This is a genomic window from Enterobacter sp. PL1 (assembly GCF_945957325.1).
GTDB classification, from domain to species: Bacteria; Pseudomonadota; Gammaproteobacteria; order Enterobacterales; family Enterobacteriaceae; genus Enterobacter; species Enterobacter roggenkampii.
Genome location: NZ_CAMFKT010000024.1, coordinates 1 through 18,217 on the forward strand (window position 1 = coordinate 1; position 18,217 = coordinate 18,217).

Here is an 18,217-nt window from a genome sequence, read left to right on the forward strand (position 1 = left end):
CTCAACGTGAGAGGTGTTGATGGTGATACCACGAGCTTTTTCTTCTGGTGCGTTATCGATCTGGTCGAATGCACGAGCAGAACCACCATAGGTTTTTGCCAGAACGGTAGTGATTGCAGCGGTCAGCGTTGTTTTACCATGGTCAACGTGGCCGATAGTACCGACGTTAACGTGCGGTTTTGTACGTTCAAACTTTTCTTTAGACATCGATTGTCCCTCTAAGACACGGATAAATCGGTGATATCACCACATCAACCAGGCGAAGGCCTGAATTGTTGAATACAGTAAAATTGAAACAGAGAGAAACGGGAAGGAGAAGTGAAGTGGTGCTGATACCCAGAGTCGAACTGGGGACCTCACCCTTACCAAGGGTGCGCTCTACCAACTGAGCCATATCAGCACGTATTGGAGCGGGCAGCGGGAATCGAACCCGCATCATCAGCTTGGAAGGCTGAGGTAATAGCCATTATACGATGCCCGCATCCTGAAACTCGGCTACCCAGTTCTTTCTGTAACAAAAAAAGAGATTTCTCTCTTTTTCAGTTTGAGCTGGCTAATTTTTCCAACCAGCTCCGGCGGCATTTACGCTGCCAGAAAGTGGTGGTGGGGGAAGGATTCGAACCTTCGAAGTCTGTGACGGCAGATTTACAGTCTGCTCCCTTTGGCCGCTCGGGAACCCCACCGGACTTGATGGTGCCGACTACCGGAATCGAACTGGTGACCTACTGATTACAAGTCAGTTGCTCTACCTACTGAGCTAAGTCGGCATCAAGTAGCGCGCATTCTATGGATACCTGCGCGGTCATGCAACTAAAAATTTGCATAAAACGTTCTTTCGCTCACATTTTATGCTAACAACGTGTTGAGCGCTGTAAAAGTAGTCATTCACGGTCAAATAATCAACATGTAAGGGGTATTTGCACTGTAAACACCGTAGCGTGACGGCCTCCGCGTAACGCAGCGCTTTCCATCTTTTTTCTTATTATTCCTGTCATCTGGTGTTAACCTCCTGCCCATTGTCCAAAATTAACTGTGTGATGAGCCACGATCCGGCAGTTTAATGCTGGCTCACTGAAGCATGCTTATGAGCAAAAAAGAGCAAACGTTAATGACGCCTTATCTTCACTTTAACCGCAGCCAGTGGGCTGCCCTGCGTGATTCCGTCCCTATGACGCTGACGGAAGGTGAAATCGCACGGTTAAAAGGGATAAACGAAGATCTGTCCCTTGAAGAAGTGGCAGAAATTTATCTCCCCCTCTCGCGCTTGCTTAACTTCTATATCAGCTCGAACCTGCGTCGTCAGGCGGTGCTGGAGCAGTTTCTCGGGACGAACGGTCAACGCATTCCTTATATCATCAGTATCGCAGGCAGCGTGGCCGTGGGTAAAAGCACCACCGCACGCGTCCTGCAGGCACTGTTGAGCCGCTGGCCGGAACACCGCAGCGTGGAGCTGATCACGACCGACGGCTTCCTGCATCCAAACGAAGTATTAAAAGAACGCGGGCTGATGAAGAAGAAAGGCTTCCCGCTCTCTTATGATATGCACCGTCTGGTAAAATTTGTCTCCGATCTGAAATCCGGCGTGCCTCACGTGACGGCGCCGGTCTATTCGCACCTGATCTACGATCGCATCCCGGGTGGGGATAAGACGGTGGTCCAGCCGGATATTCTCATTCTGGAAGGTCTCAACGTGCTGCAAAGCGGCATGGACTATCCTCACGATCCGCATCACGTCTTTGTCTCGGATTTCGTCGATTTCTCTATTTATGTCGATGCGCCGGAAGACCTGCTGCAGAACTGGTACATCAACCGCTTCCTGAAGTTCCGTGAAGGGGCATTCACCGATCCGGATTCCTATTTCCACCACTATGCTCAGCTTTCTGAAGAAGAAGCGATCAATGTGGCGACGGGGCTGTGGAATGAGATCAACTATGTGAATCTTAAAGAGAACATCCTGCCGACGCGCGAGCGTGCGAGCCTGATCCTCACCAAGAGCGAGAAGCACGCCGTCGACCAGATTCGCCTGCGGAAATAATAAAGCAGACATAAAAAAACCGGCTTAGCGCCGGTTTTTTTCGTTATGCGTGTGGCTTCTCGCCATTTTCATCCTGATCGACCGCGAAGCAGGCCACCAGCTGCCCCCCATACTCCTTTAACTGCGGCTGTAGCTGGGTGCAGGGGCCAAAGCGGCGGCTGCAGCGGGCGTTGAATGCACATCCCGGCGGCGGATTCAGCGGGCTTGGCAGCTCTCCCGTCAGCTTTATGCGCTCACGACGATCGTCCGGGTTCAGACGCGGCGTCGCAGACAGCAGCGCCTGGGTGTACGGGTGACGAGGGTTATTAAAGATCTGGTCTTTGGTCCCCTTCTCCACGCAGCGCCCCAGGTACATCACCATCACTTCATCGGCAATATGCTCCACCACCGACAGGTCGTGGGAGATGAACACGTAAGAGAGCCCCAGCTCCTGCTGGAGATCCATCATCAGGTTCAGCACCTGTGCCCGCACGGAGACGTCGAGCGCTGAAACAGGCTCATCGGCAATCACCACGTCCGGGTCAAGCATCAGCCCGCGTGCGATGGCGATACGCTGACGCTGGCCGCCGGAGAACATGTGCGGGTAGCGGTCATAGTGCTCGGTTTTGAGGCCGACCTTCGCCATCATCGCCAGCGCTTTTTCACGGCGCTGCTCTTTGCTCAGATTACTGTTGATCAGCAGCGGCTCTTCCAGAATCTGCCCCACCTTTTTACGCGGGTTCAGCGAACCGTACGGGTTCTGGAACACAATCTGGATTTTCTGGCGACGCAGCTTCTGCGCCTGCGGGTCGTGCTTGAGCAGATCCTGCCCCTGATAATAGAGCTCGCCGCCGGTCGGCACTTCAATCATCGTCAGCAGACGGCCCAGCGTGGATTTCCCGCAGCCGGACTCCCCCACCACCGCCAGCGTTTTACCGCGTTCGAGGTTAAAGGAGACGCCGTCCAGCGCTTTCACCAGGCGTTCAGGGGCAAACAGCCCCTTCTTTACCGGGTAATATTTTTTCAGGTCGATGGCCTGCAACAGCGGCTGTTGCGTGGTGGCCTGTTGCGTACTCATAGTGTTGGCCTCCCGGCATCATCGAGTGGGTAGTGGCATTTCGACTGACGACCGTCAGCCAGCTGGTTCAGCTCTGGCTCTTCCGCCCGGCATTTGTCCGTCGCATACGGACAGCGCGGATTGAGCAGACAGCCCTGCGGACGGTCATATTTGCCCGGCACCACACCCGGCAGCGACGCCAGACGCGCTTTATCCTGAGCAAACTCCGGCAGCGCGCGTAAAAGCGCCTGGGTATACGGGTGACGCGGCGCGCGGAAGATATCGTGTGAATTTCCGGTCTCGACCACCTGGCCGGCATACATCACGATGATTTTGTGCGCGGCTTCGGCCACCAGCGCCAGATCGTGCGTAATCAGCACCAGCGCCATGTTCTCTTTCTGCTGCAGCTCCAGCAGCAGCTCGATGATCTGTGCCTGGATGGTCACGTCCAGCGCCGTCGTCGGTTCATCCGCAATCAGCAGCTTTGGCCGACAGGCAATCGCCATGGCGATCATCACGCGCTGGCTCATCCCGCCTGAAAGCTGGTGCGGGTAAACGTCCAGACGCGATGCCGGGTCAGGAATGCCCACCTGGTTCAGCAGGTCGATCGCCCGCTGACGACGCGTTTTCTTATTCCCGCCCTGATGCACCTTGATTGCTTCCATAATCTGGAAACCGACGGTGTAGCACGGGTTCAGGCTGGTCATCGGATCCTGGAAAATCATCGCCACTTCCGCACCCACCAGCTGGCGGCGCTGTTTCTCAGAAATGCGCTTCAGGTCCTGACCGTTGAACTGCAGGTTTTCCGCCATCACGCGGCCCGGGTAATCAATCAGCCCCATGATCGCCAGTGAGCTCACTGACTTACCGGAACCGGACTCCCCGACAATGCCAACCACTTCGCCCTGATTTACGCTATAGCTGATGCGGTCCACGGCGCGAAACGGGGTGCCTTCATCGCCGAAGTGCACCGATAATTTATCTACATTTAATAACGCCATCTCGTGCCTCTTACTGCTTCAGTTTGGGATCAAGCGCATCACGCAGGCCATCACCCATCAGGTTAAATGCCAGCACCGTCAGCAGGATTGCCAGACCCGGGAAGGTGACAACCCACCAGGCGCTTTGTGCGAACTGCAACACGTCGGAGAGCATGGTGCCCCACTCCGGTGTTGGCGGCTGCGCACCCATGCCCAGGAAGCCAAGAGCGGCCATATCAAGAATGGCGTTAGAGAAACCGAGCGACGCCTGAACGATCAGCGGCGCAAGGCAGTTCGGGAAGATATTGACGAACATCTGGCGCATCGCACCGGCACCCGCCACGCGAGAGGCGGTGACGTAATCGCGGTTCACTTCCACCAGCACCGCCGCACGGGTTAAACGCACGTAGTGAGGAAGCGCCACGAACGTCAGCGCCAGGGCGGCGTTACCGATCGACGGACCAAAGATCGCCACCAGCACCAGGGCCAGCAGCAGGCTTGGCAGCGCCAGCATGATGTCGACGATACGCATGATGATGTTATCAACGATACCGCCGAAGTAGCCGGCAACCAGACCCAGTACGATCCCCATAATCAGGGATAACACCACCACCAGGCAGCCGACCAGCAGCGACAGGCGCGCACCGTACATCAGACGCGACAGCACATCGCGGCCCACATCATCGGTCCCCAGCAGGTGCGCCAGGCTACCGCCATCCTGCCAGGCAGGCGGGGCGAGCAGCGCATCGCGGAACTGATCCGCCGGGTTATACGGCGCGAGGACGTTCGCAAACACCGCAATCAGGATCATGATAGCGACATACACCAGCCCCACCACCGCGCCTTTGTTGCGCTTGAAGTAGTGCCAGAACTCCTGCATCGGCGTCATCGGAACCGGTGCAGCAACAACTTTGTTTTCAGAAACCTGTGACATGATGGCCCCTTACTTCTTATGACGAATACGCGGGTTCACCACGCCGTACAGCAAATCGACCAGCAGGTTGACGAGGATAATCATCGTCGCGACCAGCAGCACACCGCCCTGCACCACCGGATAGTCACGGCGTTGCAGCGCGTCAATCAGCCAGCGACCCAGGCCCGGCCAGGAGAAGATGGTTTCGGTCAGGATCGCCCCCGCCAGCAATGTCCCCACCTGGAGACCGATAACGGTCACCACCGGCAGCATGGCGTTACGCAGCGCATGGACGATGATAACGCGCATACGCGTCAGGCCCTTGGCGCGCGCGGTGCGGATATAATCCTCACCCAGCACTTCCAGCATCGATGAACGGGTCATACGCACGATCACCGCCAGAGGAATGGTACCCAGCACCATGGCAGGCAGGATCATATGCGCGACGGCATCCATGAAGTTGCCCTCTTCGCCCCAGATAGCCGTATCAATCAGCATAAAGCCGGTGAGCGGGTTGGAGTCATCCAGGAAGACCATATCGCTGACGCGCCCGGAGACCGGTGTCAGGTTAAGCTGCACCGAGACCAGCATGATCAGCATCATGCCCCACCAGAAGATAGGCATGGAGTAACCGGTCAGCGCCAGGCCCACAGCGGTGTGGTCAAAAATAGAGCCACGCTTAACGGCAGCCAGTACCCCGACAGGAATACCCACCGCGGTGGCGAAAATCATGGCGCAGACGCCAAGCTCCAGCGTCGCTTTAAAACGCGGCACGAACTCGTCCCACACCGGGAGACGGCTTTTCAGCGAAATCCCTAAATCACCGTGCAGCACGCCCCAGATATAGTGGAGATACTGCTGCCACATTGGCTTATCGAGGCCAAGTTCAGCCAGCAGCTGTGCATGGCGCTCAGGGGAAATACCACGCTCGCCCGCCATAATCATTACCGGGTCGCCGGGGATCATATGGACGAAGGCAAAAGTGAGAAGGGTGATACCGATAAACGTGGGGATAACAAGTCCCAGACGTCGGAGGATGAACTGCAACATAACCCGGATTCTCTCTGATGACGCACGACCAGTGGCGTGACGTCTGTATTGCTCACAAATCTTATCCCCTCTCCTTTCAGAGAGAGAATTAAGCACTGCTGCCGGGTGGCGCTACGCTTACCCGGCCTACATACCGTAGGCCAGTGCAAGCGCAGCGCCGCCTGGCGTTGCTTTTAATTATTCAACCGATACGTTTTCGAAGTGGTGTTTGCCCAGTGGATCAACCACGTAGCCTTTCACTTCTTTACGCACTGGCTCGTACACGGTGGAGTGAGCAACAATCAGCGCCGGAGCCTGATCGTGCATAACAACCTGCGCCTGCTTGTACAGTTCAATACGTTTGTTGTGATCGTCGGTCGCACGCGCCGGCTGGATCAGGTCTTCAAACGGCTTGTAGCACCAGCGAGAGTAGTTAGAACCGTCTTTCGCTGCAGCACAGCTGAACAGGGTGGCGAAGAAGTTGTCCGGATCCCCGTTGTCACCGGTCCAGCCCATCATCACTGCCTGGTGCTCACCCGCTTTGGCGCGCTTCAGGTACTCGCCCCACTCGTAGGTCACAATCTTGGCCTGTACGCCAATCTTCGCCCAGTCAGCCTGAACCATTTCTGCCATACGGCGTGCGTTCGGGTTGTACGGACGCTGTACCGGCATCGCCCACAGCTCAACGGTGAAGCCTTTATCCTGGCCCGCTTCTTTCAGCAGCGCTTTCGCTTTCTCAGGATCGTAGGAGTAGTCTTTAACGTCGTCGTTATAGCCCCACATGGTTGGTGGGATCAGGTTTTTGGCTGCAACGCCAGCGCCCTGGTAAACCGCCTTGATGATCGCTTCTTTGTTCACCGCGTAGGTCAGCGCCTGACGCACTTTCACGTCATCAAACGGTTTCTTCTCGGTGTTGAAGGAGAGATAGCCCACGTTCAGGCCAGCCTGCTCCAGCAGGTTGATGTTCTTATCCTGCTTCATGCGGGCGATGTCAGCCGGGTTCGGGTATGGCATCACCTGGCATTCGTTTTTCTGCAGTTTTGCATAACGTACTGACGCATCAGGCGTAATGGAGAAGACCAGACGATCAATCTTCGGCTTGGTGCCCCAGTAGCCTTCGAATGCTTTATACAGAATACGGGAGTCTTTCTGGTACTGCAGCAGCTGGAATGGACCGGTACCGATTGGGTTCAGGTCGACTTTTTCCGGCGTACCGGCTTTCAGCATATTGTCCGCGTACTCTTTGGAGAGAATTGAGGCGAAGTCCATGGCCAGGTCAGCCAGGAACGGTGCTTCCGGACGCGTCAGCACGAACTGAACGGTATTATCGTCTACTTTTTTCACTTCAGAGATCAGATCCGGCAGACCCATCCCTTCGAAGTATTCATAGCTGCCGCCAGAGACTTTGTGGTACGGGTTCTGAGCGTTTTTCTGACGGTCGAAGGAGAACACAACGTCGTCGGCGTTAAAGTCGCGCGTTGGTTTGAATTCTTTGCTGTCCTGCCACTTCACGCCCTTGCGCAGGTGGAAGGTGTAGGTTTTACCGTCTTCGCTGACGTCCCACTTCTCGGCCAGACCCGGAATCACTTCCGTGGTGCCGGTTTTGAATTCAACCAGACGGTTATAGATCGGTACAGAGCTTGCGTCGTAAGTCGTACCAGAGGTAAAGAGCTGTGGGTTAAAGCCTTCCGGCGAGCCTTCAGAACAGTAAACCAGGGTTTTTGCCTGTACGCTTGCTGCCACGGTCATAGCCACCAGGCTCAGACCAAGCTTCAGCATCCCTGACTTCTTCAAGGAAATACTCATTATTCTGCTCCAATGTGATGTTTTGCTTTGTTGTGTTACGCCGCCAGACCTTTATTTATTTTTTACCCGGTCCGGTCGGAGGTGCCCGAAGGCGTTAAAGGGATGGAGAATCCTTTCAGAAGAGCGTTTGAGTTGCAGCGCAGATCGTCCCTGAAATGCCCCTCATGCCCTACAATCTGTCAACAGAATGTGAAAACGTCAATACAGGTGACGGGGATTTACGCTGAGTGTGAGAAACCGCAAACAAAGATTAAAAAAACCATGAGCGTCAGTTTTCAGCAGGGAAATTTATGCTACTCGCCATGTTGCAGCACAACTATCTTCATATTTCGCAACAATCAGTGATTAACTTTTATTCAGAATGGATAAATTTTCTTGCAGAATGGTGATTATCTGAGCACTAAATACCGCGAACGTTAAAACGCACAGCGAAAAATGCTGAGGTTATCCATAAGCAACGCGAAAAAAGATCAATCTATATATAAAAAAATACAATGGATTATGTCACAAAATCGTTAACAGGCAGGGAGAAGCGGGCGTAAGGGGCGTTTTGATTACTCTGAAGAGCTAAGGCCATAATGCAAAAAGGGCTAACCTTACGGTTAGCCCTTTTCAGAATGTGGTCGGCGAGAGAGGATTCGAACCTCCGACCCACTGGTCCCAAACCAGTTGCGCTACCAAGCTGCGCTACTCGCCGAATGCGGAGCGCATCTTACTGCTGAGGTGCGCCCCCGTCAATCCCTTATTTTCAAAAAGCCATTCAACTGGCGATATTCTCGCCAGAGCAGCTACTGCGCGGCTTTTGCGCTGTTATCAGGGAGTTTACACCAGTTGTTGTTTTCGTTAATCCCACCGTTCGGTGAGGTGTAGCCGAGACAACCCATAATGGTGTCGTACAGCTCAACGTGACGACGCGGCACCTTCATTTCCGCCTCTTTCTTCAGGTGGGCAAACATCTTCGCTTTCTCCGGGTCTTCCAGATACTTATCGGACATCCACACCATCATTGGCACGCGGAACTGCTCCGGCGGCGCCATCTTGCGTGGCGTACCGTGCAGATGCTCGAACTCATTGATAGATTCACCGTGGTCCGCCGCATAGAAGACAATAGCCTTCTTATCGCGAACCTGGTCAATCACCGAATCAATAAAGTGATCCACATACATCACGGAGTTGTCATAAGAGTTAATCAACTGGGCTTTGGTGCAGTCTTTATCCACTCCGACGCACTCCGGCGTCCATTTGGCAAAGCTGCGCGGATAGCGCTGCGTGTAGTTAAAGTGCGACCCTTTGGTATGAAGGATGATCATATGCTTACCATCAGGGTTCCCGTTGAGTGAGAGTTTCATCTCATCAATCAGCAACATGTCATCGACAGGTTTGCCACGGTTGCGCGCCTCTGCGCCAATCTGCTCGCGGTAGGAGATGTTTTGCGCCATGGTGTTGCTGTAGAACCACATCTCACTCTGCATCGCATAGAGGTCGGAGGTAAACCCAAGCTGATGCAGTACCGAGAAGACGTTTTGCTCTTTTAGCGTACGCTGCGGGTTATCGCTCGCCCCGCCCTCGCGCACAAACATGCAGCGCAGGGAAAGCTTGGTGGCGGTATCACAGGAATAGCCACGATAGGCAATCAGGTTCTTTTCCTGCGCCAGTTTAGGCGTGGTATCACGGTTATAGCCGAGAATGCCCATATGATCCCAGCGTGTGGTCTCTCCGATAATAAAGACGACGTAGGTATCGTCGATATCCTTTGGCGCCACATAGGTAAACTTCTTCGCCGGGTTTATCAGCGACTTATTATCCGAGGACTCATCCACCTGCGCCCACGCATACAGCCCCAGCGCGGAGATCCAGTTAGACGGTAAATACGAGTTGGCAACCACGCCACCGTAGCTCGGCATATCCACGCCGGAGGTACGCTCATCATTCTTCTGCTTCACCTCCAGCAGACGAATCGGCCCCCAGACCATCAGGCCCGCCAGCAGCACCACGGCGACGCTTCTGAATCGCTTTCCTGGCGTGCGGATCTGGTGAACAAGGGTATAGCGGCAGCGGTTGCTCCAGATGAGCAGCAGCGGCAAGGCGCTGACCGCTACCAGCCAGAGGATAAAGTGCAGCCCCACAACCTCTTTAGAGAGGTCGATATCCGTGGTCATCACCGAGGCAATAATGCCGTAGCCAATCACCACGTTCATAAAAGTCATGTAATAGCTGGCACCCGCCGAGCACAGCACGATAAACGTTGCCAGCACTCGCCACACGCGACGGCCAAACAGGGTAAGAATACGGAATAAAAAGAAGGTGACCAGTACCGCAGCGACCAATTCGACAACCGCTGCAATTCCTTTCCAGACGGTAAAATCATGCGCGTAACCGTCAAACCGACGGAAAAAAACTGCGCCGTTCATAAACAGGCCGATGTACAACGCCAGCAAAAAGCAGAGCTTTTGTTGCGCCATCGATTTAATGTATTTCATGCAAGCTACCCGGAAAAAGGGACAGTACCGCCGCCCACCTCGATTAAAAAGTGGGCAGATTAGACATACGCTCAGGGGATCGTTCAATGAAACGTCTACAGGCGTGGTAAGTAGACCACAGGGAAGCGGAAAAGTGGCAGCAGAGAGTGTGATCAGTACAGTTATTTACAAAAAAGCAAATCCAAAAACAGACAAAATCGCTTTATTTCCAGGTTAAGAAAATAAAAAGGCCGGATTACCGGCCTTTCTCGTCGCGATTATGCATGAACTTCTTTAAAAACTTCACGTTGCGGCTGGCGAATCGTGGTTGACAGCGCCAGGGAGATAATCAGCAAGGCAAATATCACGCAGAAGGTTACGTAGAACCCGCCGAACAGGGAAGCAATCAGCGAGCCACAGATACTGCCGATCCCGAAGCCCAGATAGATCACGCCGTAGTTTTTCGCCAGATTGTTCAGGCCAAAGAACTCGCTCACCAGTGACGGGAAGACGGTAATGGTGCCGCCGAAGTTAAAGGCCACGCAGGCAATTGCCGCGAAGAAGGTGGCTTCATTCAGCGGAGCGAACAGCAGCGCCGCCATACCGACCAGCGAAACCACCTGCCCAATCGTAATCACGCGGATGCGGGCGATTTTGTCGGACAGAATACCGAGGACCAGACGACCGGAGAGGTTAGCAATGGAGATGACGGTCACCGCGTTGGCCGCCGTGGCTGCATCCAGTTTCACCATCCCCTGTGCGATATCTTTCGCGACGCCGATGACATACAGGCCGCTCATGCAGGCCGTCAGGAACATCACCGCCAGCATCCAGTACTGCGGTTTACGCATGGACTGCGCGAGGGTGAAATCATTCTCCACCACGCCATTCACGGATTTCACTTCCTGCTGCGGCGCATCCTTCATCAGCGTGGCGCCGAACAGAATCATCACCAGCACGATTGCGCCCCAGATCATAAAGGTTTTTTCGAGGCCAACGGACGCCAGCAGATGGGCATCGATAAATTTGAACCCGAGGCTGCCCAAACCATAAGAACCAATGGCAAACGCCGAGATTAAGCCTTTACGTTCCGGGAACCACTTCACGCAGTTTGACAGCGTCAGCAGATAGCCCGCGCCGTCCGCCAGTCCCACCAGCACGCCCGCACTCAGCCAGAGCATCATCAGGTTGCTGGAATGCGCGGTCAGGAAAAAGCCCAGCCCCAGCAGGATGCCGGACGCCATGGTCACGCGCTTCACGCCAAAACGCTCCTGCAGCTTGCCCGCGACGGAAGATGAAATCGCCAGACCCAGGCTCAGCAAACCAAAGGAGAACGCGACCTGGCTGACCGGTGCGCCGAGTTTGTCAGAAAGCGCACTGTTAAACAGGCTCCAGGTATAGACCGATCCCAGCGCAAACTGAGTGACGATGGTGCCAAAGAGCGTGAGCCAGCGCGTGCGGTTATAGGTTGATGTGTTCATGGCAGTTGTCCTGCAAGATAAATTGAGGGAATTCGCTGAGGACAACGATAAACAAAACCTCAATATGCCTGGGGTAAAACGGCATGAAATGCAGGCGGAACGGAATGAAATGCCTGGAATCGGGAATGAATGACCTGGCACGGGAATAAAGCGACAGCGTGTTAGTATCTGCTATCGCTGTAAAGCCCGTGGTTATTGTATTCGAAATGTTATCGTAACGTTTAAAAAAGTAACAACGCTAGAAATTGGCGCTGACGCCGAGGGTGTATAAAAACTCCTCACCGGTGGTGGTATGCTCCCCCTGAGCCAGCGAGGCATAGGCCGCCATGTGCGTATTAAAGGGAATATCTGTTCCCACGGTAACATCCATCCAGCTGCCATTTTGGGCAGGAGCTGGCGTTTGCGGCATACCAAACTGCGATTTCCACTGGTTTTCACCAAACTGTTGGTTATAGCTGATCTGCGCCCAGGGCCGGAGATCGCCGTACTGGGTGTTAACGCGCCACCCCAGCGTGCTGACGCTGGCATGCCAGAGCGGGTCCGTAACTGACTGTGTCGACGCGCTATCACCAAACTCGTTGATCATCATGGGAGCCGTGCCGTCGTACCGCCACGCCACCACCGGGCCGGTGGTAATTCGCGCTGAAACGGGAAAATTCCAGCCTACGCTCATCGCCCCCTCTGTCGTGCTGCCAGACGGTATATTCAGAGCAAGACCCGGCGCATTTTGCGAAGACTGAATACGCTCCGCGAGAATATCCTCATAGCGCGGTTGGTGATCCGCGTCCCATGTATAGCGTTCCGCCGTATTATTTTGGGCGTCTGAAACGATATATTCCTGTTGCCAGGCAGACGCTGTATTACAAAAAAACAGGCAGGCTGAAATCCCCACCAGACCAGACACAGCATGGCGACCACTGATTTTTTTTATCATCTTCAACGCGACCCCAGAGAGAGCCGAATTCGGCGATATTTGTCGTTATTCAGGAAGAGCTTAGAGAGCATATGGCCCTGTATTAACTATTGTCTTTATAGTAAACACGTCAAGCCAGTCAGAACGAAATTTTTGCGAAATCAGTATCAATAAGGGAGATGACGGATGGAACGTTGCGGTTGGGTAAGCCAGGATCAGCTTTATATCGACTATCACGATCGGGAATGGGGCGTGCCGGAAAGGGATGGCAAAAAGCTCTTTGAGATGATCTGCCTGGAAGGCCAGCAGGCGGGGTTATCATGGATTACGGTACTGAAAAAACGCGAAAATTACCGCAGCGCTTTCCACCAGTTCGACCCCGTCGCCGTCGCCGCGATGACCGATGAGGACGTCGAGCGACTGGTGCAGGATGCCGGCATCATCCGCCATCGCGGCAAGATCCAGGCCATCATCGGTAACGCACGCGCTTATCTGGCGATGGAACAAAACGGCGAATCATTTTCAGATTTTGTCTGGACGTTTGTGAATAACGCTCCGCAAGTCACGGAGGCGACCACGCTCGCGGAAATTCCGGCCGCCACTCCGGCCTCGGATGCGCTCTCGAAGGCACTGAAAAAACGCGGCTTTAAGTTTGTCGGCTCCACCATCTGCTACGCCTTTATGCAGGCCTGTGGCCTGGTCAACGACCACGTTACCGGCTGCTTCTGTCATCCGGGAGGCCATCATGATCCGCAAATGGCAAAATGAAAATACCGCGCCGCTGCTGAGCCTGTGGCTGGAAAGCACCACGGAAGCGCATCCGTTCATCGCGCCGAATTACTGGAAAGAGAATGAGGCCATGGTGCGGGACGTTTATCTGCCGTCCGCTGAAACCTGGGTCTGGGAGCAGGACGGCGAACCTTGCGGATTTATCAGCGTGATGCAGTCTCAGTTTGTCGGCGCCCTGTTTGTGGCGCCGTCATGCATCGGGAAAGGCATCGGGCGCGCGCTGCTGAACCATGTTCAACAGCGCTTCCCGCACTTAACCCTGGAGGTGTATCAGAAAAATGTCCGGGCGGTGAATTTCTACCATGCTCAGGGCTTTCGCATTGAAGACAGCGCCTGGCAGGATGACACCCAACACCCGACGTGGATTATGAGCTGGCAGGCGGATCAAACGCCGTTAAGGTAAGCTCGGGACCCGTATATTTCTCGACCCAGGCCAGCGCCGTGTTCCCTGCGCAACCATTCCCCAGCTTCGAGCTGGGGAGATCTTTGGTCAGCACGTTAACCGCCCCGTTTTTACAGATACCGCCTTCGGCGAGCTCAAGGTCAGGCCATGCGCCCTGATGAATGCAGATCACGCCCGGCTTAATCCCGTCGCTCACCACCGCCCCTGCCAGCACTTGTCCACGCGCGTTCCAGACGCGCACCACGTCGCCGTCCGCAATCCCGCGCGCTTGCGCATCAAGGGTATTCAGCGTGATGGGCTCTCGCCCGGCGACCGCATACTGCTCGCGCAGGGAGGTATAGTTAAGCTGGCTGTGCAGACGGTGCGCGGGATGGGCAGATAATACCTGCAGCTGATCCGGCCGGGCGTTGCCGTGCCATTCGTCCGGCTCGAGCCACGTGGGATGCGGCGGGCAGTCAGCATAGCCAAAGCTGGCGATGCGCTCGCTGTAGAGCACGATCTTGCCGCTCTCGGTTTTCAGCGGGTGGTTCTCCGGATCGCGGCGGAAATCGGCAAAACGAACAAACTTCGCGTTCTGTTCGCTCTCCGGCATTTCGACGATCTGGTTCGCCTCCCAGAACTCAGTAAATGGCGGGAGCGTCACGCCCTGCGCCGCGCCGCGCTGTCCGGCAATCTGGTAGAAGGTTTCCAGCCATTCGAGATCGGTTTTTCCCTCGGTAAAACGCTCGCGACCGCCCGCTTCCCACCGCTCGCTCAGTTCAGCAAACACGTCGAAATCATCACGCGCCTCATCGCGCGGGGCCACCACGCGCTTCATCGGGACCATATGCTGATTGCTGTAGTCGCCGGTCATGGTGAGATCGTTACGCTCAAACGAGGTGGTCGCCGGGAGCACGATATCAGCGTGTTTCGCCGAGGCGGTCCAGAAGCACTCTGAAATCACCACCAGCTCCGGCTTCTGCCAGGCGCGGATCAGGCGGTTGGTATCCTGATGGTGCGTGAAGTTCGACCCGCCCGCCCACCAGACAAATTTAATATCCGGGAAGTGGCGGTCGAGACCATTGTGCTGATAAAAACCGCCCGGATTTTCCAGGGCTTCAACAATACGCGCCACCGGGATTTTATCCACGGCGTCCACGCCGCCCTGCACCGAACCTTGCAGAGACGCCAGCACAGCCGCTTTACGCGTGGGGTTACCGCCGTTGGCAAAGTGATAGGAGAGACCAAAACCGCCGCCCGGCGTACCGATCTGCCCCAGCATCGCGGCGAGGGTCACCAGCATCCAGTGTTTTTGCTCGCCAAACTGCTGGCGCTGCATCCCCCAGCCGGACATCAACATCGTGGTGTTTTTATGGAATAACGCCGCCAGTTCGCGGAGTTTATCCGCAGAAACACCGCAAATGTCAGCCGCCCACTCTGCCGTTTTGGCTACATCATCCGTTTTACCCGTCAGATAGTCGGCGAATTTATCGAAGCCGGTGGTACAGCGCGTCAGGAATTCGACATCGTGCCAGCCGTTTTCCACCAGGGTATGGGCGATACCCAGCATCATTGCCACGTCGGTGCCCATATGTGGGGCAATCCACTCGGCGCTGTCGCCGAAGAAATCCAGGGTTTCAGAGCGCATCGGGTCAATGCAGATGATGCGCTTGCCGCTTTTGCGCAGCGCGTCGAAATAGCCAATGCCCTGCTCGTCGCTGGCATTCCAGGCAATTTTCAGCGTGTTAAGAGGGTTAGCGCTCCACAGCACCACCACGTCGGTATGTTCCAGCACCAGCGGCCAGCTGGTCTGCTGCTGGTACACCTCGTTCCCGCCCACGACATACGGCATGATCGCCTGCGCCGCACCGGTGGAGTAATCCCCCAGATGACCGGTATAGCCGCCCGCCAGGCTCATATAGCGCTGCAGCAGCGTCGACGCCTTGTGCAGCACCCCGTTAGAGCGCCAGCCGTAGGACCCGGCGAAAATGGACGACGGACCGTAACTGTCGCGAATGCGCTTGTGCTGGGTGTGGATCAGCGCCAGCGCGTCATCCCAGCTCACGCGAACAAACTCATCCTGACCGCGAATGCCCTGCGGCTTGTCAGGTGAGGCGAGAAAACCTTTACGCACCATCGGCCAGCGCACGCGTGTTTTGCTGTGCACCTGATCGCGAACGACGGTCTGTAAAGAGTTGGGATGTTGTGTTGGCAATGCTCCGCGAGACGACAGAACATTTTCGCCATCGGTTTCGACCAGCATCGGCCCCCAGTGGGCGGCGGTCAGAATGGTTTTCGTTGAGGTGCTCAAGCGTGCGCTCCTGGTTGCGTGCAGGTTTTACGGCCTTCTTGCTGAGACCGTTTATGGTTTGTCACAAATTTCAGAGTTATACCCGGAATTTTCTCCGTATCTGGACGTCATAATCAACTGCCACGTTCGCCGTGGCAAAGAATAAAAAGGATTAAGGAAAGAAGATGAAAAAACGCGTACTCGTTATTGCCGCTCTGGTGAGCGGTGCACTGGCTGTTTCTGGCTGCACAACCAACCCTTACACCGGTGAGCGCGAAGCGGGTAAATCCGGCATTGGCGCGGGTATCGGCTCGCTGGTCGGCGCAGGCGTTGGGGCGCTCTCCTCCTCCAAGAAAGACCGCGGCAAAGGCGCGCTGATTGGCGCAGCGGCGGGCGCGGCCCTGGGCGGCGGCGTCGGTTATTACATGGACGTGCAGGAAGCAAAACTGCGCGACAAAATGAAGGGAACCGGCGTGAGCGTGACGCGCAGCGGCGATAACATCATCCTGAACATGCCGAACAACGTCACCTTCGACAGCAGCAGCGCAACGCTGAAACCCGCGGGTGCGAACACCCTTACCGGCGTGGCGATGGTGCTGAAAGAGTACAACAAGACCGCCGTGAACGTGATTGGCTACACCGACAGCACCGGCAGCCAGGATCTGAACATGCGTCTGTCCCAGCAGCGCGCCGATTCCGTGGCCAGCTCGCTGATTACCCAGGGCGTTGAAGCAAACCGCATCCGCACCAGCGGCATGGGCCCTGCCAACCCTATCGCCAGCAACAGCACGGCGGAAGGCAAGGCGCAGAACCGCCGCGTAGAGATTACGTTAAGCCCAATTCAGTAGGTAAAAGCAAAACGGCAACCCCGTTGCCGTTTTTAGTGTTTGCGCCCTCTCCCGTGGGAGAGGGTTGGGGTGAGGGTATCAGACCGCAACCTCCGGTAAGCGCAGCGCCACCGGGCAAATTACTTGATTCGTCCGATTTTCCCGCTAAGGTATTCTCACTAAATTCAGGGAAATCAGTGATGAGCAAACCAGCCCGGGCCACCATCAGCGACGTGGCGAAAGCCGCCAAAACCGGTAAAACCAGCATTTCGCGCTATCTTAACGGCGAGAAACACCTGCTGTCCGATGCGTTGCTGGCACGTATTGAACAGGCCATTGCCGATCTCGACTACCGTCCCAGCCTCATGGCGCGCGGGCTCAAACGCGGCCGCACCCGCCTTATCGGGCTGATCATCGCCGATATCACCAACCCCTACTCCGTGAACGTGCTCAGCGGTATCGAAGCCGCCTGTCGCGAGAAAGGCTTTACGCCGCTGGTCTGTAATACCAACAACGAAGTCGACCAGGAGCTGCATTATCTCGACCTGCTGCGCAGCTATCAGGTGGAAGGGATTGTGGTCAACGCGGTAGGCATGCGTGAAGAAGGCTTAAATCGCCTGCAGCAATCCTCCCTGCCCATGGTCCTCATCGACCGTAAAATCCCGGAATTTGCCTGCGATGTGGTCGGGCTGGATAACACCCAGGCCGCCACGACCGCCACCGAACATCTGATTGAACAGGGCTTCGAGGCCATTCTGTTTCTGAGTGAACCGCTGGGGATGGTCAACACCCGACGCGAGCGCCTGAGCGCATTTCGCGCCACGCTGGAGCGTTATCCCGGCGTGATCGCCGAAAATGCCGAAACGCCGCTTCACGAAGCCGGGCAGCTTGACAACACCCTGCGTCAGTTCCATACGCGCCATCGTGGGATGCGCAAAGCGGTTATCTCCGCCAACGGGGCACTGACGCTGCAGGTTGCCCGCTCGCTCAAGCGCATTGGCCTGCACTGGGGCAGCGATATCGGTCTGCTGGGGTTTGATGAACTGGAGTGGGCGGAGCTGGCTGGCGTCGGCATTACTACCCTCAAACAGCCCACCTGGCAGATTGGCTATGCTGCTGTTGAACAAGTCGTTCGTCGTATTGAAGGCACCAGCGATGCCGTTCGCGAGCAGGTCTTCTCCGGCGAGCTGATCGTTCGTGGCTCCACCGCGCGTTAAATTTCCCTTGTGATAGCGATCATAAATTCAACATCCTGACCTTTTCTTTGGAACCGGTTC

15 protein-coding genes and 5 tRNA genes are annotated in these 18,217 nt (G+C 55.6%); 5 read left to right on the forward strand and 15 right to left on the reverse strand.

Features of this window, described 5'->3' with window-relative positions; all coding sequences use genetic code 11:
- From N6P30_RS19130 to N6P30_RS19150, 5 genes are all read right to left on the reverse strand, one after another.
- Positions 1-207: GTP-binding protein (locus N6P30_RS19130; protein WP_021242225.1), on the reverse strand; the 207-nt coding region annotated here is incomplete at its 3' end.
- Between the two features lie 117 nt (positions 208-324).
- A tRNA-Thr gene (locus tag N6P30_RS19135) sits at positions 325-400 on the reverse strand.
- A gap of 6 nt (positions 401-406) precedes the next feature.
- A tRNA-Gly gene (locus N6P30_RS19140) sits at positions 407-481 on the reverse strand.
- A gap of 117 nt (positions 482-598) precedes the next feature.
- Positions 599-683: transfer RNA gene (locus tag N6P30_RS19145), tRNA-Tyr, on the reverse strand.
- A gap of 8 nt (positions 684-691) precedes the next feature.
- Positions 692-767, reverse strand: a tRNA-Thr gene (locus N6P30_RS19150).
- A 317-nt stretch (positions 768-1,084) separates the two neighbouring features.
- Here N6P30_RS19150 and coaA point away from each other — a divergent pair.
- Positions 1,085-2,035: a type I pantothenate kinase gene (gene coaA, locus N6P30_RS19155; RefSeq protein ID WP_021242480.1), complete on the forward strand. Its 951-nt coding sequence runs from the start codon at positions 1,085-1,087 to the stop codon at positions 2,033-2,035.
- Between the two features lie 43 nt (positions 2,036-2,078).
- Here coaA and dppF read toward each other — a convergent pair whose 3' ends face one another.
- From dppF to N6P30_RS19200, 9 genes are all read right to left on the reverse strand, one after another.
- Positions 2,079-3,092: a dipeptide ABC transporter ATP-binding subunit DppF gene (gene dppF / locus N6P30_RS19160; protein WP_008502773.1), complete on the reverse strand. Its 1,014-nt coding sequence runs from the start codon at positions 3,090-3,092 to the stop codon at positions 2,079-2,081.
- Positions 3,089-4,072, reverse strand: coding sequence for a dipeptide ABC transporter ATP-binding protein (dppD, locus tag N6P30_RS19165; protein WP_008502772.1), 984 nt, complete (start codon positions 4,070-4,072; stop codon positions 3,089-3,091). The genes dppF and dppD overlap by 4 nt, the downstream gene beginning before the upstream one ends.
- Before the next feature lie 10 nt (positions 4,073-4,082).
- Entirely contained in the window at positions 4,083-4,985 is a 903-nt protein-coding gene (dppC, locus tag N6P30_RS19170) for a dipeptide ABC transporter permease DppC (RefSeq protein WP_008502771.1), read from the reverse strand.
- Positions 4,986-4,994: 9 nt separating this feature from the next.
- Positions 4,995-6,014 (reverse strand): dipeptide ABC transporter permease DppB, encoded by a 1,020-nt coding sequence (gene dppB / locus N6P30_RS19175; RefSeq protein ID WP_008502770.1) that lies wholly within the window; start codon positions 6,012-6,014, stop codon positions 4,995-4,997.
- A gap of 177 nt (positions 6,015-6,191) precedes the next feature.
- A complete protein-coding gene (gene dppA, locus N6P30_RS19180; RefSeq protein ID WP_008502769.1) occupies positions 6,192-7,799 on the reverse strand; it encodes a dipeptide ABC transporter periplasmic-binding protein DppA in 1,608 nt (535 codons plus the stop codon).
- A gap of 620 nt (positions 7,800-8,419) precedes the next feature.
- A tRNA-Pro gene (locus N6P30_RS19185) sits at positions 8,420-8,496 on the reverse strand.
- Positions 8,497-8,587: 91 nt separating this feature from the next.
- Positions 8,588-10,279: a kdo(2)-lipid A phosphoethanolamine 7''-transferase gene (gene eptB, locus N6P30_RS19190; protein WP_008502768.1), complete on the reverse strand. Its 1,692-nt coding sequence runs from the start codon at positions 10,277-10,279 to the stop codon at positions 8,588-8,590.
- 257 nt (positions 10,280-10,536) lie between these two features.
- A complete protein-coding gene (locus N6P30_RS19195) occupies positions 10,537-11,739 on the reverse strand; it encodes an MFS transporter (RefSeq protein WP_008502767.1) in 1,203 nt (400 codons plus the stop codon).
- A gap of 238 nt (positions 11,740-11,977) precedes the next feature.
- Entirely contained in the window at positions 11,978-12,673 is a 696-nt protein-coding gene (locus N6P30_RS19200; protein WP_021242477.1) for an autotransporter domain-containing protein, read from the reverse strand.
- A gap of 165 nt (positions 12,674-12,838) precedes the next feature.
- Here N6P30_RS19200 and tag point away from each other — a divergent pair, with 165 nt between their 5' ends.
- A complete protein-coding gene (gene tag, locus N6P30_RS19205) occupies positions 12,839-13,420 on the forward strand; it encodes a DNA-3-methyladenine glycosylase I (RefSeq protein ID WP_021242476.1) in 582 nt (193 codons plus the stop codon).
- Positions 13,398-13,844, forward strand: coding sequence for an N-acetyltransferase (locus N6P30_RS19210; protein ID WP_008502764.1), 447 nt, complete (start codon positions 13,398-13,400; stop codon positions 13,842-13,844). The genes tag and N6P30_RS19210 overlap by 23 nt, the downstream gene beginning before the upstream one ends.
- On the opposite strand, the gene N6P30_RS19215 is transcribed toward N6P30_RS19210, so the two are convergent.
- The gene (locus N6P30_RS19215; RefSeq protein ID WP_050488809.1) at positions 13,807-16,086 is read right to left on the reverse strand and encodes a molybdopterin guanine dinucleotide-containing S/N-oxide reductase; all 2,280 of its coding nucleotides are present in this window, start codon (positions 16,084-16,086) and stop codon (positions 13,807-13,809) included. The genes N6P30_RS19210 and N6P30_RS19215 overlap by 38 nt on opposite strands.
- A 212-nt stretch (positions 16,087-16,298) precedes the next feature.
- Here N6P30_RS19215 and N6P30_RS19220 point away from each other — a divergent pair, with 212 nt between their 5' ends.
- A complete protein-coding gene (locus tag N6P30_RS19220) occupies positions 16,299-16,961 on the forward strand; it encodes an OmpA family lipoprotein (RefSeq protein WP_008502762.1) in 663 nt (220 codons plus the stop codon).
- Positions 16,962-17,140: 179 nt separating this feature from the next.
- Positions 17,141-18,157: a LacI family DNA-binding transcriptional regulator gene (locus tag N6P30_RS19225; protein ID WP_008502761.1), complete on the forward strand. Its 1,017-nt coding sequence runs from the start codon at positions 17,141-17,143 to the stop codon at positions 18,155-18,157.
- The last annotated feature ends 60 nt before the right edge of the window (positions 18,158-18,217 follow it).